Below are 15,300 nucleotides of genomic sequence, written 5' to 3' on the forward strand. Positions count from 1 at the left end.
ATCTTGTCTAAGATTATGATACACGAATAATCCCTGTTTTGATCAGATATTCTAGTCCTAAAACAAATTCACCATCACTAACTAATCCATCCGACCACCATCCGGCGTTATTTTTAACCCAAGAGGGAATAACAGAGTTAGATTCTGAGGAAGGAGCAGTATTTGGAATTTTTATAATTCCTGTTTTAATCATGTATTCGATTCCTCCAACAAAGTCATTATCATCGATTGTTCCTTCAGACCACCATCCTGCGTTATTTTTAACCCAAGATGGAATATCCAATGATTTCTCCCACAATATCCTTGAGACTGAATTCAACGTAACTACATCGATGTTATTCTCCTTCAAAGCATCCAAAACTTGGCTTAATTTGGAGAATTTTTCGGCATCGATTTGATTTATGCTAATTTGATCTTCTTTAAGGGCAAAATCTGGAACTTGTAAACTGATTACAGAATACCCGTATTTTTCAAAATTAGAGTTTATCTTATGAATGGCTTGTTCCTTGATACTTCCAGAAACAAATGGATCATCGCTAAGAATATCTGATGCACTCAAAGTAGATGGGACATGGGCGATATTCTTTGAACCAGAATGCAAAAGATTGTCTAGTTGCAGGTTTGAGCTGAGTAATTTTAGATTGCTTGAATTAACTGCAGATAAAGTGTTTTCATTAAAAGAACCCAAAGGAGGAATAAAAACGGAGGGTTTTTTCTTTAAGAGAGAATTGATCTTGTCATTTGTTTTTTTAATACTAGATGTTTGTTCTTCAATGCCAAATTTTGTATGATCTATAAACTCCCAACCACTATTTGCCACATCAAGACTTATTTTTTTATTATTTAGAGTAGAATTGATTGCCTGAACAGTAATTGGGTCATCGCCAAAAAATTTTCCTAAAATTCCTATTGTAACATCAGTTTTCTTATTTTCAAATGTCTTTAGTAGTTCTTGTTGCACTTGGTTTAGCCAAAAATCTTGTACATTATCAATTCGGATGGCCACACAGTTACAACTTATGATCTCAGTGGAGTTGTTCTCATTTGAAATCGGTTTTGACAACATAGGTTTTGGCAACATAGGTTTTGCATCAAGATTAATCTGACCTATTGGAACGATTGTATATCCTGCATCTCGCACTTGATCAATTAGTAATTCCAATTCTTTAATCGAATTTTGGTTTACGACGTTTTTGTATACGCCCAATTCCCTTTGTGAAAAGTCAGGAGGATGCATCATAACAACTGCAAAACCGTTGCTTAACATGCTGGATTCTATATCGCTAAGGATTTTGGTTCGATTTTCAACGATCCAAAGATTCGACGTTGAATCTAAAATAGCAGTTTGTGCTGCCTGTGGGAATCGATAAAATGTGGAATTTGAAAGTTGGAACGGCGGCGAATCATAATTAAACGAAGAGCTAAGATGGGTAATTCCGTTTGATTTCAAAAGAGGAATCGTGTTTTTATCAAATACATTTTCGGGTGGAATAAAAACAGTCGGAGTTATTCCAAAGATATCAAAAATCTTTTGATTGGTATCTTTGATAATTTTTTGCTGTTTTTCATTATCAAAGACCGTGATTGGGCTATTATTCCAGCTATGACTGGCAATTTCTAGGCGTGAATTATGAAGATTATTTTTTATTACATTTACTAATTCGTTGTCAGCTCCTATGAGCCCCCCAATCACACCTATTGTAAGAGGAGCTGATTTTGTTGAAAAAGTTTGGAGTACTGCCTTTTGAGAAGCGCTAAGAAAATAATCCTGAACGTCATCTAATCTAAAAGCAACACATTTGCAGTTTTTTGCTGAAGGAGATTGGGATAATTGTTCAATGTTTATCACAGCATTGGCAGTCAATGTTGCTCTATGAACAGACCACAGTTCAAAAGTTGAAGATTGGTTTTGTTTATGAAATACTTTGAAATCATATTGGTCAACAGGTAATAGTGTAAAAAGGGTAGAGCCTTTATTCACGTTTGATTGTGCAATCTTTGTTTTTTTCGAGTCATATAGTTCTACTAGGTATATTCCATCATAAGTTCCAACTTTACGATTATCTTTTATGATGTTGACATCAACTTTATCTATTAATTTGGGCCAGGGTGTTACAATGTTAAAATCCTGTGGGAGTCCGGATTGTGTTTTAACTGGAGAATAAACATAAGATACTTTGTCATTGATTAAAACTTCAGCATAATAGAAGCTATTAGATGTTGTTGATTGAATCCAGTATCTTCCGGTTTCACCCTTTGAATCAGTATTTGCAGTAACCCATGCAGTGTTATCTAATGATTTTACGACTACTTTAGCTCCTGAGATAGGTGAGCCATCTTTGTATTTTATTTTAAACTTCATTCCACCATCATTTGGGATTAAAATTTCGATTGGAGAATCAAATGATTTGATTAAAGGAGTAGTAGCAGAATCAATCCCATTTTTTACAACTTTGAAGATATATCCATGGTTTGAAGGTAGGCCACTAATTGTTTGAGGGTTTTCAGTTAATGGAATAGTTCTGTATAGATTTGTAGTAGTATCCTGATAGACAAAAACTGTGATTCCATAAGGATCACTCATTTCAAACCCAAAATTTTTAATTTGTAATACTGCAGAATTGCTTTGCGCATATGCTGGCAGTATAGCTATTCCTATTGAGAAGATTAAAAGTAAAAGTAGTAATTTCATGATCTGACCCTTGCTGCACTAGTCCATGTTGCTTTTCGTCTTAATAGTTCTTCAATGGCAGCCTTTAGTTGCAATACATCAATAATTTGCTTGTATCCTATAACGAGAAATGCCGAAAATGCAACCATCTTTTTTTCATCCCCATCCATCCGCACTGCCAATATACCTAACAGATACTGCAGGAGGATAAACAAGCCCACCATATATGCTACAAACTCGTATTGACCGGTTAATGCCTGATATGCAGCAAAGCCCCATACCATAATGCTGGTTGTAGGGATAACTAGCATGTGAATGATCATCAAGGGGTATGCAAATCTCTGGAGAGATCCAAATCTAGGATTAGTTAGTGCATCAGCATGCCTAGTCATCACCTGAAGGTTTCCTCGATACCAACGCTTTCGTTGTTTGTAAAAATCCCTAAAAGTTTGAGGCGCCTGAGTATAGGCAACTGCGTTACTGCTTGCCTGAACAATTAATCCAGATTTTAGTAATTTCATTGTGGCATCAAAGTCTTCAACAATAGTATCTTTGTGATATGCACCGGCTTGTTCTAATTTCTTTTTGCTAAATGCACCTAATGCACCAGGCACTATAGTAATAGCACCAAAGTAATCAAGTGCTCTTCTCATAATTTGGATTCCGGTAAGATAGTCCAAGGCCTGACACCAAGTCAACCAATTAACCTTGTTTCTGATTTTGATATTACCAGCTACTGCTGCAACGTTTTCATTTCTAAATCCTTTTGCAATGTTTTTCAATGCTTGTCGTCCAATAACGGTATCTGCATCAACCACTACGACAATATCACCCTTGGAGAATACCAATCCATAGTTTAATGCAGATGCTTTTCCACCATTTTCTTTATGAAGTACTTTTACCTTATCTTTGTAAAGTCTTGCAATCTCTAACGTTTTATCTGTGCTGCCATCATCAATAACAATTATTTCTTTATGAGGGTAATCAGCATTAAGTAATGAATCAATTGTCAGTTGGATAACCTTCTCTTCATTGTAAGCAGGAACAAGAACACTCATCAAAGGAAAGACATCAGGATCTTTCATTTGTGATTCAAGATGCACACTTCTAATTGCTAGTGGGACAAACAGCATTGTCTGCCAAAATGATAAGGTCAGCATCCATACAAAAACTGCCTGAATGATAGACATGAAGTTAACATATCCATCAAAAGCAATCATAGCACCAAAAGCAAATGGCAATACAAGAATCATTATAGAATAAACAGACATACGATGTGTGCCATAGTTTCGCTCTTCCTTTTTGTATATTTTAGACGAGAGTAAATGATAGAATACTAGTGCAGCTGCAAATGATATTGCGATAATACTAAGATAAGTAAACATGCTATAAGCAGTATAAATTAGCAAAGCAAAGATTATGCCCGCGACACCAACCAATAATGGGTCAGGCCTACTCTTGGAAGGCTTTTTTGATATAATCTCAGGCGATGCAGTCTCAATCAGAGTAGTTGATTTGGGCGAATCAGGTTTAGTAGATACATTCTGTTTTGGAGGAACAATTTCAACATGGCACTCTGCATGATACCACATGTTATTGATTCTTTTAGTAGGGTGTGAAAGTTTAATCTCCTCTTTACATTTTGAGCATTTTTGTATTGCAGTACCTGGTCTTTCAAAACTCTCTCCTAGTTGTTTTGCGGGCTCCGGTTTGAAAAGAACTGGTGCTATAATTTTATTATCTGAAAGAGATTCAAGTTTACTTTTTAGATATTTTTCATCAGATTTGTATAGAGGTTTGTGTTTTTTCAGTGAACTTTTAATGAATTCTAATCGTTGTACGTCACCAAGATTCCACTCAATTATCTGAGTGAGAATTTTTATTAATTTTTGATCATCAACTTCAGCAGGACTAAGCGGCGTTACAGTTGATTCTAGTTTTCCTAAAAGATATTTTTCATCAGAGTGATACAGGGTCTTTCCTTCACGCAAGCATTTCTGGATGAATTGAAGTCTGCCTACGTCACCGTTGCCGGATTCTATTAGATCTTGAATTTTGTTATACGCCTCTACTTTAGAATACTGCCCTATGCCCACAAAATTCTTGAAATTTCTTAATATGTGTCTAGTTTGCTCATCAAATCTAAACGGTTTTGTAAATTCAGCATCAATCGATCAGATTTATTCATGCATAGACTAGTAAAATAATGAAGAATTTTTGGATTATTCCGATTGTAGGAGTTGCTGCAGTGGTTCTAATACTTCTCAACGCTGAAGACAATTGTTCTGATGGATGGTACATTACAGGATACTATACACCATTTGAGTCAGACTTTTCTGGAAAAGTGATTGAAATCAAAGCCGATGGGAATACGATAATGGTAAAAAAAGAGTTTACAGATACAGTAAAAATTGAAGGTTGGGGATTGATGGAGTCAGGAAATTATCTTGGATGGTATGACTCTGCATTTCACATTAGTGATTCCCCATTGGATATGCATGGTAAAAAATTGGTTCCACAGATGATTGCTGCAGACCCACTTGTACTTGAACAAGGCTCAAAGGTAAAAATTCCAACTTTGGTTGAACCATGGAATCAACAAGTCCTAACAGTCACGGATATCGGTCCATCCATCAAAGGAAAACACATTGACGTCTATACTGGCGAAGGTGACAAAGCTAGAATAGAAACTGAGCGAATAACTAGTGAGAATAACTTTCTTTGTGTAACATGAGTTAATCCTTCATATAATCAATTTCGCCTCATCACTTGAAAATTGTTTAATGACTATTGTATCACTAATTTTGTTAAAAAGTCGCTGTCTATTTTTGTTAGTAAAAATCCAGCCTACAATTACATCTATTGGAAGTAGAAATGTTTTGCCAAAGCTTTGAACGATACTATCCCGAAATGAAATACTTTGACCATGAAGATCTGTAGTTTTAATTTTTAAAACCATTTTGCCAATGGATTGTCCACTTCTTTTTTCAAGTATTGCCCAATAAAACAAATAGACAACATCATCTAACAAACCAAATCCAATAAAGTAAAAAAAATGCGCATCAAAATTAAATGATGGATTTTTCAATCCAATCATCAAAATGCTGGTTCCAAAAATTACATATGAAATTAAATGTACAACTACAGAGACTAGAATGATGTCTATTAGCCAAGCTAAGAATCGATGCGACCATTTTGCAAGAGTGATTTTATTTTCATACATAACATCATAACTATAAACTAATTAATAATTCATCAAAGTTAAGGAAAACTCCTAATTGTTAAGGCATAACTTGCAAATCTATGATTTCTTGGCTTGACTTTTTTTTCAGCGTACTTGGAAATTTTTCCCCCCATAGAGCCACATAGCCCTAATGGATTCGTTACAGAGTTTGTATCATGAGCATACTGTAAAACTTCATCCGATGGGGCAAAATAATTTACAATTTTTTTATTAATTACATTATTGATTTTTTTTCTATTTTTTTTAAGATCGTTAAATGTTATTGAAGCCCCAAAAAAGTGAGCAGTCTCGATCAAATTTTTATTAGAAGAATTTTTGGACAGAAAATCAATTGTACTTAGAATCACTTGAGATCCTAGAGAGTGTCCAATCAATCGAATTTTAATTTGAGGACAAAATTTCTTCAAATCAGCAATAAATCGACTAAGATTCTTTCCATTTTTTTGAGCGATTTTTTGTCCTACATGAAGTGCACGTAATTCAGTTTTTTTCAAATGTGCCCCACGCGTATTGGAATCATAGCTAAAGCCGATAACTGGATATTTGTAACCAATTCTTCGCAGTCTGTTTCTTGCAATTTCAAACTTTTTGGCCGCAGATGCGCTATCATTTCTCAACCCATGAATCATTACTACAATCTCCTTTGAGGACTCTAATGTATCAAAGAAATTTTTTGGATAAAGAGAATACGAATTTGTTTTCAGAGTTTTCCCGTCAAGCAGATCATAATATCTTCTTGTAGATATTCGAGGAGTAATCATTACAGATTCTTTGTGCCTAGTTTATTTTTATGAGCTTTGATGTCTTCGCTCTCAATTTTTTCAAAAATAGGCGAAGATTTTCCAAGGGCATGGCCTGAAGAAATATTCAGTTCAGATATAGTTTCCCAAGGTTGTTTTGAAGCTGTTTCTGAGAGTCCAAGTTGCTGCCAAATCTTCTCTGAAGATTCTGGAAGAAATGAAGACAAAGATATTGCAATGCTTCTAACTGCATTAACTGATAGGTACACACATGTATCTGTCCCAGAACCTTTTTTCCAAGGCTCTTTATGTTGAAAGTATTGATTAAAGTGTGCTGAAAACTCTAGAATTTTTTTCAATGCCCTATCGAGATGGTTCTGACTCATCAATTCATCTAGTTCATTGGATAGTGAAAGAATCTTTTGTTTGGCGTCATTATCGATTTGTTCGTAATCAGATGGTGCAGGTATCTTTCCATCAAAACTTTTGGCAGTAAATCCTAATGCCCTGTTGACAAAATTGCCAATGTTTCCAATTAATTCTGAATTAATCTTTGTTGCAAACTCATCCCAATCAAAGTTCAAGTCATCTTGTGAGTAGGGATTAATTGAAATCAAGTAAAATCTTAGATAGTCTGCAGGATAATAACCAAGAAACTCCTTTAATCCTATGTACCAGTTTCGGCTCTTTGAGATCTTCTTTGATTCTAATGTCAAATGACCTCTTGTAGGAATAAAATCAGGAAGTTTGAATTCATTGTTTATTCCAATTCTCATTGCAGGCAAGAAAAGATAGTGGTGATACACGATGTCTTTTCCTATGAAATGATAAATGTCAGCAGAATTCCAGAATTCTTTTCCATCAATTCCTTTATCGTTGAGAAATTTTAGGGCAGTTGAAATGTAAGCGAGATGGTTATCAAACCAGCCATAAAAGACCTTCCCGTTTGCGCCATCCAAAGGAATCTCAACTCCCCATGTGATGTCACGAGTAATATCCCAGTCAACTAGACCCGATTTTATCCAGTTTTGGACGTACTTTTTCACATCCTTTTGTAGATTTTGATTCTCATCCAGCCATTTGTAAAGAGGTTCTGAGAAATTTTTGAGCTTGAAAAAATAGTGTTTTGTTTTTTCTTTGGTGGGAGGCTGTCCGCAAATTGAACATTTTGGGTCATCAATCTCTTCAGGAACCTTGCCGCAGCTTTCACACAAATCAGAATATTGATCCTCTGCTTTACAGTAAGGACATGACCCCTTTACGTATCGGTCTGGTAAAAATTTCTTATCAGTCTTGCAGTAAAACTGTGTAATTTCAGTTTCATAGATATGTCCTGAGTCATAAAGTTTGGTAAACACATCCTGAACAAAACTAATGTTTTCAGGAGAGCTTGTTTTGTAAAAGAAATCAAAATTAATGTTAAATGCAGTAAAGTCTTCCAAGTCACGTTTATTCCAGTGCTCAACATACTCTTGTGGAGTCTTGCCGAGTTTTTCGGATTGAAGCAAGATGGGAGTACCAAAATCATCCGATGCACAAATGTAGTAGGCCTCGACTCCTTTTTGTTTTAGATAACGAGTCGTTACATCTGCTGGTAAATACGTCGATGCCACATGTCCAAGATGAATCTCTCCGTTAGCATAAGGTAATGCACTTGTTATGATGGCTCGTTTATTCATGGTATACTCTTAAGTTAATTCTAAGATTAAGAAGCTTTACCAGCTATTCATGTATTTTATCTGCTCTGCGTTTAATCTATCGATTTTTACATCCATGGCTTTGAGAGCGTCAACTGCTATCTGTTTATCAATTTCATCAGGCACTTTGATAACTTTAGTCTCCATTTTTTTATGGTTCTTGAGGATGTACAGAATAGATAGAATTTGATTTGAGAAGGACTGTGCCATTACTTCGGGAGGATGACCTTCAGCTGCAACAAGGTTTGCCAATCTGCCTTGACCAATAAGATAAATCTTCTTTCCATTTTTGAGTGTGCACTCATCAAGATTTGCTCGAACTTGCTTTACGGATTTTGATTGCTTGAGTAAAAAGTCAGAATCAATCTCCACATCAAAGTGTCCAACATTTCCAAGTATTGCTCCAGATTTCATTTTCAGTATGTGTTCTTTACGAATTACACTTGTCATTCCGGTACAGGTGATGAAAATATCACCTAGCTTTGCAGCTTGAGCCATTGGCATTACTTCAAAACCATCCATGTGAGCTTCTAATGCCTTAATCGGATCAATTTCGGTAACGATAACTTTAGCACCCATTCCTTGAGAACGAGATGCAACTCCCTTTCCAACCCAACCATATCCAACCACGACAACACGTTTTGATGCAATCAGCAAATTCATTGCACGAAGATAGCCATCAATGGTACTCTGTCCGGTACCATATCGATTATCAAACATGTGCTTGGTATATGCATCGTTAACAACAATAATTGGATACTTTAGTTTGCCTTGTTTTTCAACAGCTTTGATTCTTGTTACACCTGCTGTGGTCTCCTCAGTTGCTCCAAGAATTTTTAATTTTTGATATTTTTTATCAAAATGTACTTTGACATTCATGTCAGCGCCATCATCAGTTAAGATATCAGGTTTATGATTCAGAACTTGTTCTATGCACCAATCATATTCTTTGTTGGTTTGTCCAGTCCAAGCATAGATATGAATTCCTTGTGATGCCAAAAATGCTGCAATATCATCCTGAGTTGTTAATGGATTACCACCACATGCTGCTACTGTTGCACCTAACTCCTTTGCACCCATTAACAACACTGATGTTTCTTTAGTGATATGAAGGCAAAAACCCAAAGTAATTCCTTTTAGTGGTTTTGATTTTTTTAATCGATTTAGAGTATTATCTAATATTTCCATATGACTTCGTGCCCATTCATATGAAAGTCTACCTTGCTTGGCTAATTTCGGATTCTTTACTTTACTCAATGAAAAAACCAAAGGTCATGACTATAAAATTCTATCACGTAAACATGCGAATCTAAATAAATGACAAAAAATTGACTAAATTCATGGCATGGAAGAAGATTGCAGAAAAGAATGCAATTGCATCAGGAAAAGGCCGAGAATTCAAGATTGATGGAAAGCGAATTGCAGTGTTTAACCAAGATGGATTCCATGCATTAGATGCATTATGTGTTCACCAAGATGGATCGATTGCACCCGGAAAACTAGACGGAGATATCGTAGAGTGTCCATTACACTTTTGGCACTACAACATAAAGACTGGAGAACTAATTGACTATCTAAAGGATGTAAAACTCCAAAAGTATGAAGTTCAAGTTAAAGACGACGGCATTTATGTCGATGTTTAAAATAATTAAGATTTAGAAACTGCAACTATTGCCTGCTTTACGTGAGGAATTTTTGCGTTAAAAAAATTAATCGTTGTTTCAAAATATTCAAGATTAGAATTAAGATCTGATTCGTGGTTTTTATCAATTATCATGTTTTTCAAATACTCTGTTGATTTTGAAACAAATGAATTAAAGACCATGCCAAAAACACAATCCTCTACGTTTTCAATCTCCCAGTCATTTTTTGATGGGTTTATCAGGTTAAAGTAATTTGGGATCTGGTTTGTAACAATTAGTAAAATTGATTCTAATTCATTTTTGTCTTCTGGGGTAAGATTCATGAAAGTTAGTAGATTACATCAGTTTATAGTCTTTGGGGAAAATACCCTGAGATAACTTTTATGACAATGCATTACGAGTACTCATAATGAGTAAAGAAATCATTGCAGAAATAACAAATAAGAATTATCAAAAGATTTCAGAGAACATTCAAAGTTTCCTTGCAAAACAACTTCAAGATACATCGTCTGAAGGATTAATTTTTGGACTAAGTGGAGGAATAGATTCGGCAGTAGTAGCATATCTATGCCAAAGAGAAATGAAATCAAAGGTCACTGCACTAATAATGCCAGATACAAAAATTTCCCCAAAAAGTGAAACAGAGGATGCACTAAAGATGATAGATAAGCTCGGGATGGACTATAAGCTAATTGACATCAGTCTAATTGTAAATGAATATTCAAAATACCTTGAACCAAATGAGAAAGCTAAAGGAAATCTCAGGGCACGAATCAGGGCAAATCTTCTTTATTATTATGCAAATTCAAAAAATTATCTTGTCGTAGGAACTAGTGATAAGAGTGAGTATCTCCTAGGTTACTTTACAAAATTTGGAGATGGTAGCGCAGACATACAGCCCATCATATCACTATACAAACTACAAGTAAGAAAGTTAGCTGAGTTTTTGGGTGTACCAGATTCTATTATCGCTAAAAAAAGCGGTCCGCATTTGCTGAAAGATCATTTTGCTGAAGACGAAATAGGAGTAGCATATGAAGAAATTGATCCGATACTATATTGCCTGATTGATAAAAAACTAACAATTCAAGAGACATCAACAAAAACAGGGATTCCAATTCAAACAGTAGAAAAAATCCATTCATTATACAAAATTAGTGAACACAAGCGAATAACTGCTCCAAAGCCCACATAGAATTGCCATGATGATACACGATACATTAACAGGAAAACTCAACGAAGTAAATACGCAAAATATTAGAATTTACCTATGTGGAGTTACAGTATATGATGAGTCACATATTGGTCATGCAAGAACGATAATCATTTTTGATGTACTAAGAAGATTTCTTGAGAATAAAGGAAAGAAGATCAATTTTGTACAAAATTTTACAGATGTTGATGATAAAATAATTAACAGGGCCACTAAAGAAGGAGTTTCTGCTTCTGAGATATCAGAAAAGTATATTCAAAATTATTTTACTGATTTTGATACACTAAACATCAAAAGGGCAACAGTATACCCTAAAGCGACTGAGCACATTCAAGACATGTTAGACCTTATTTCAGGTCTAATTGAGCAAAAAATTGCATATGTATCAAAACACGGAGTGTATTTTGCAGTATCAAAATTTGAGGAGTATGGAAAACTCTCAAAGAAAAAAATTGATGAGTTGCAATCTGGTGCACGGATTGAAATTGATGAGCAAAAGAATAATCCATTAGATTTTGCATTATGGAAGTTTTCTGATTCAGAGCCTACATGGAGTAGCCCTTGGGGCAAAGGGAGACCTGGGTGGCACATCGAGTGTTCTGCAATGAGTCTGAAATACCTTGGTAATTCTTTTGAGATTCACGGAGGGGGGAGGGATTTGATTTTTCCACATCATGAAAATGAAATAGCACAGTCTGAAGCTTTTACACATAAAGAATTTGCAAAAACATGGATGCATGTTGGAATGGTTACGATCAATGGGGAAAAGATGTCAAAGTCACTTGGCAACATCAAGACCATAAAACACGTTTTAAAGAATTGGGGTCCAAACATTATTCGGCTATTTTGTTTATCAGGACACTATTCAAAACCAATTGATTATTCAGAAGACCTTCTACGAGAAAACATTACCAAGTGGAGGCAAGTAGAAGCAGCATACTATGAAATGATTCACTCAAAATCACAAGGGAATTCTAAAGATTTAGAGAGGTTTGTAGAGGATTGTAAAAAGAGCTTTGATGATGCGTTAAATGATGACATGGATACGCACTTGGCAACAGCCGCATTTTTCAGACTGGTAAAAGAGATTAATCGAATAGCAGCCGAAGAAGAATTAACAAAATCAATTTCAGGTATTTTCTTATTAGAGTTTAATAGAATGCTTGGAATTTTGGGTTTGTACATTCCAGAAATTTCAGACGATGAAATCACAAAGGTGAATAAAATGCTAGAAGATAGAGAGAAATTCAGAAAAGAGAAAAACTATGAACAGGCAGACAAAATTAGGGACGAAATTTCTAGTAGAGGAATAGAATTAATCGATCATAAATCAAGAACTATTTGGATGAAAAAAGAGAGAATTAAATCAGACAGATAGATTTTAAAAAATTCCATTTTAATTCAAAACAAGACGTTTTGTATCTGATTTTGTCTAATTTGCAACAAAAAATAGGAATCATTAGCGTTCCTTAAATGAATTAAGAGGCTCAAGTCATTAAATTGATTCAAACATGCGACTGGTGCTGTAAAAAATTTGAAAATAGGGCAAGCAACTACTGTTCCTTTTCCTGTGCACTAGAGGCAGCATCAAAGAAGAGAGAGAAAACATATGATTGAGCAGATTAATCAAATTATCAAAAGTCTCAGAGAATGTGACAGAAAGATTATCTCATTTATTTATGCAAATGGAGGTCAGGTGTATGAAAAAGATATTAGAAATCAGCTCGATGAGCCTAGAACCACAGTATGGCGTACGATAAAGAGACTAGAAGAGAAAGGAATCATCATAGTAAGAAAAGAAGGCAATCAAAACCTCATAGTTTTGATTGTAAATCAGAATGATTAGTTTTAGAATCATCAGGTTTTTTTGAAATAATTTTGGTTACCCATATTTCAGAAGTATCTGGCATAAGCATCACAAGTCAATTTAGGATATAACGGAATAGTAGTATTGATTAGAAAATATTATTAATTTCCATTAAAATCTGAGTAAAATTCCTAATTGAGTTTTTTGTAAATTACTATTTTTTTGAAGCGCTGACTAGAGACACAACATCACGATCACGAAGTTGGTATGTGACAGGTAATCGTAGATTATATCTTAGGTCTTTTGCATAAAGTAGCCCTTTTGGAAGATCAGTGTGAATTTCCTTTGCCAAGTCTTTTATCGTTGCGCCATCTTTCATCAAAATCAAATCTGGAAGAATTCTTCCTTTTCGATCAGCAAGTTTTTGTTCATCTGCAACTGGATAGATAGAATTCATCTTTAGTAGCTTAAACACTGCAACGTTAATTGCAAACTGTACTCCAGTACGCATGTATTCACCCATGATATCTTTTTTAATTAAATTCAATGCGTGGGTTTGTTTTTCATTTAATGCATCTGATTGGAGTATATCGAATTGTTCTGATCCAGGAGAATATTTTATCAATCCTTTTTGTTCAGCACGTCTTAAGCTTAATTCGCTATCCCCACTGGCAGGAACAGTTATGGTATCAATGTAGCGCTCACGCAAGCGAGCAAAGTTTTTGTCAGCTCCTTCAACATCAATTTTATTAGCTACAATTAATGTTGGTTTTGAGATTCTTCGTAGGTGGGATGCAAATTTTTTACTGTCTTCAATTCCAAAGTCATCAACTTCCTTTTCCTCCAATTCAGAGATTCTCAAAGTATCTTTTACATGACTTTTTGTAACACCAATACCTCGATAAAGATCAGTTAGTGCATCAATCAAATCAGTTTCAGACTTTACAAGTTTAGAAATTTTGTCACGATTTCCCTCAAAGATTTTTTGATACCACATGATTAGCTCCTCTTCAATGTCAGCAAAATCTGAAATTGGATCACCAGACCCTACCTCACTAATTTGACCAGTAGAATCAATGCCGCCTGAAGCATCAACAACATGTAGTAATGCATCGGATTGAGCTGCAATTGATAAAAATTGATTTCCCAATCCTTTTCCCTTCCATGCATCTTTAATCAATCCGGGTAGGTCGATTAGTTCAATTGGAATGTATCTCCAGCCATCAACACATTTTGAATTATTTGGATTGTCATGCACGTTAAATTCAGGATGAACACAGAGGGTGATTGCGTTTGCTATACCGGAAACAGGTTTCTTTGTTGTAAATGGATAGCTTGATACTTCTTCAGAAGACAGCGTAGCTGCATTGAAAAAGGTAGTCTTGCCGGTATTTGTCTTGCCGATAAGACCAATTTTAATCGGCATGATTAGGAATCAGCCATTGAATATTTATCTCTGCCTGAGATGTTTATTCGTCGTGTGGTCCTTGTGAGATCTTATCACAAGAGTTTTGCATCTCAGTAATTGACCATCGAATTTCATCCAAATCATCGTTGTTCAAATTTGTGTTCCACTTGTCCAAAACATTTTTTGAAATTTGTGTACAATGATAAAGAAGATTCCAATAAGGGTGGTGCTCAGCAGTAGTGTAGGATAATTCCGTCACATCCTCCAATCCATTTTGTGCCCTAGATAATGAGTTGATGTTTTCACCGAAAATTTTTATAATGTCATCATCGCTTTTTTCGATTTTTAGTTGAACACCTTTTTTTGAAAATGATTCAACTAGTTTTTCAAGTTCTTTGTTAAATTCAGAAAATGTAGTCATTTAGGAAAGCCTTTGGTGCTCTGCTAGCATACATCGGTTAAAAACAACAGTAATTCCAGCTTTTCTAGCAAGGTCTTCGGCTTCTTTGTTATGGATGCCTTCCTGCAACCAGATGACTTTGGGTTGCTTTTTAATTGCCTCTTGCACTACAGGTAAGACATCCTCAGAAGGTCTAAAAACATCCACAATGTCAATTTGTTCATCTACAGCAGAGATGTCAGGGTAGCATTTTTTATTTAGAATTTCTTTAGCAGTTGGGTTTATTGGAGTAATGTTATAGCCATTATTCATAAGGTATTTTGGAACATAGTGAGCCGCCTTTGCAGAATTTTTTGACATCCCCACAACAGCGACATTCTTCATAGATAGAATATTTCTAATCTCTTCATCAGAGTGTTGATCTTGCTCCATGTACAGTTTTATCAAAGGAGGGTAAAGAATATTGCTTTTCAAAAG

15 protein-coding genes are annotated in these 15,300 nt (G+C 35.1%); 5 read left to right on the forward strand and 10 right to left on the reverse strand.

Annotated features, from left to right (window positions below; all coding sequences use genetic code 11):
- Positions 1–13 precede the first annotated feature (13 nt).
- Positions 14–2,692 carry a DUF2334 domain-containing protein gene (locus DWQ18_05125; protein RDJ34269.1) on the reverse strand — a complete coding sequence of 893 codons (2,679 nt, stop codon included), beginning with the start codon at positions 2,690–2,692 and terminating at the stop codon, positions 14–16.
- Positions 2,689–4,767: a glycosyltransferase gene (locus tag DWQ18_05130; protein RDJ34270.1), complete on the reverse strand. Its 2,079-nt coding sequence runs from the start codon at positions 4,765–4,767 to the stop codon at positions 2,689–2,691. Before DWQ18_05130 ends, DWQ18_05125 begins: the two co-directional genes overlap by 4 nt.
- Positions 4,768–4,877: 110 nt before the next feature.
- Between DWQ18_05130 and DWQ18_05135 the strand changes: the two genes are divergently transcribed.
- Positions 4,878–5,405 (forward strand): hypothetical protein, encoded by a 528-nt coding sequence (locus DWQ18_05135; protein ID RDJ34271.1) that lies wholly within the window; start codon positions 4,878–4,880, stop codon positions 5,403–5,405.
- A gap of 9 nt (positions 5,406–5,414) precedes the next feature.
- On the opposite strand, the gene DWQ18_05140 is transcribed toward DWQ18_05135, so the two are convergent.
- The 4 genes from DWQ18_05140 to DWQ18_05155 are packed head-to-tail and all read right to left on the reverse strand — an operon-like array spanning position 5,415 to position 9,609.
- Positions 5,415–5,894 (reverse strand): RDD family protein, encoded by a 480-nt coding sequence (locus DWQ18_05140; protein RDJ34272.1) that lies wholly within the window; start codon positions 5,892–5,894, stop codon positions 5,415–5,417.
- Between the two features lie 38 nt (positions 5,895–5,932).
- Complete coding sequence (locus tag DWQ18_05145; GenBank protein RDJ34273.1) at positions 5,933–6,676, reverse strand: DUF726 domain-containing protein; 744 nt, start codon at positions 6,674–6,676, stop codon at positions 5,933–5,935.
- Positions 6,676–8,334 carry a methionine--tRNA ligase gene (locus DWQ18_05150; protein ID RDJ34274.1) on the reverse strand — a complete coding sequence of 553 codons (1,659 nt, stop codon included), beginning with the start codon at positions 8,332–8,334 and terminating at the stop codon, positions 6,676–6,678. The genes DWQ18_05145 and DWQ18_05150 overlap by 1 nt, the downstream gene beginning before the upstream one ends.
- A 36-nt stretch (positions 8,335–8,370) precedes the next feature.
- Positions 8,371–9,609, reverse strand: a complete 1,239-nt coding sequence (locus DWQ18_05155) for an adenosylhomocysteinase (GenBank protein RDJ34376.1) — start codon at positions 9,607–9,609, stop codon at positions 8,371–8,373.
- An 83-nt stretch (positions 9,610–9,692) separates the two neighbouring features.
- On the opposite strand from DWQ18_05155, the gene DWQ18_05160 reads away from it, so the two are divergent.
- Positions 9,693–9,995 (forward strand): Rieske (2Fe-2S) protein, encoded by a 303-nt coding sequence (locus tag DWQ18_05160; GenBank protein ID RDJ34275.1) that lies wholly within the window; start codon positions 9,693–9,695, stop codon positions 9,993–9,995.
- Positions 9,996–10,000: 5 nt separating this feature from the next.
- On the opposite strand, the gene DWQ18_05165 is transcribed toward DWQ18_05160, so the two are convergent.
- Positions 10,001–10,318 (reverse strand): hypothetical protein, encoded by a 318-nt coding sequence (locus tag DWQ18_05165; GenBank protein ID RDJ34276.1) that lies wholly within the window; start codon positions 10,316–10,318, stop codon positions 10,001–10,003.
- Between the two features lie 86 nt (positions 10,319–10,404).
- On the opposite strand from DWQ18_05165, the gene DWQ18_05170 reads away from it, so the two are divergent.
- The 3 genes from DWQ18_05170 to DWQ18_05180 all read left to right on the forward strand — a co-directional run bounded on the left by DWQ18_05170 (position 10,405) and on the right by DWQ18_05180 (position 13,054).
- Positions 10,405–11,190, forward strand: a complete 786-nt coding sequence (locus DWQ18_05170) for an NAD+ synthase (GenBank protein RDJ34277.1) — start codon at positions 10,405–10,407, stop codon at positions 11,188–11,190.
- 7 nt (positions 11,191–11,197) lie between these two features.
- A complete protein-coding gene (locus DWQ18_05175) occupies positions 11,198–12,586 on the forward strand; it encodes a cysteine--tRNA ligase (protein ID RDJ34278.1) in 1,389 nt (462 codons plus the stop codon).
- Between the two features lie 231 nt (positions 12,587–12,817).
- Positions 12,818–13,054 (forward strand): winged helix-turn-helix transcriptional regulator, encoded by a 237-nt coding sequence (locus DWQ18_05180; GenBank protein RDJ34279.1) that lies wholly within the window; start codon positions 12,818–12,820, stop codon positions 13,052–13,054.
- Positions 13,055–13,229: 175 nt separating this feature from the next.
- On the opposite strand, the gene DWQ18_05185 is transcribed toward DWQ18_05180, so the two are convergent.
- The 3 genes from DWQ18_05185 to DWQ18_05195 are packed head-to-tail and all read right to left on the reverse strand — an operon-like array spanning position 13,230 to position 15,255.
- Positions 13,230–14,441, reverse strand: coding sequence for a redox-regulated ATPase YchF (locus tag DWQ18_05185; GenBank protein RDJ34280.1), 1,212 nt, complete (start codon positions 14,439–14,441; stop codon positions 13,230–13,232).
- 43 nt (positions 14,442–14,484) lie between these two features.
- Positions 14,485–14,844: a hypothetical protein gene (locus DWQ18_05190; GenBank protein ID RDJ34281.1), complete on the reverse strand. Its 360-nt coding sequence runs from the start codon at positions 14,842–14,844 to the stop codon at positions 14,485–14,487.
- The gene (locus DWQ18_05195; GenBank protein ID RDJ34282.1) at positions 14,845–15,255 is read right to left on the reverse strand and encodes a CoA-binding protein; all 411 of its coding nucleotides are present in this window, start codon (positions 15,253–15,255) and stop codon (positions 14,845–14,847) included.
- Between the last annotated feature and the right edge of the window lie 45 nt (positions 15,256–15,300).

This window comes from Thermoproteota archaeon (assembly GCA_003352285.1).
Lineage (GTDB): Archaea > Thermoproteota > Nitrososphaeria > Nitrososphaerales > Nitrosopumilaceae > PXYB01.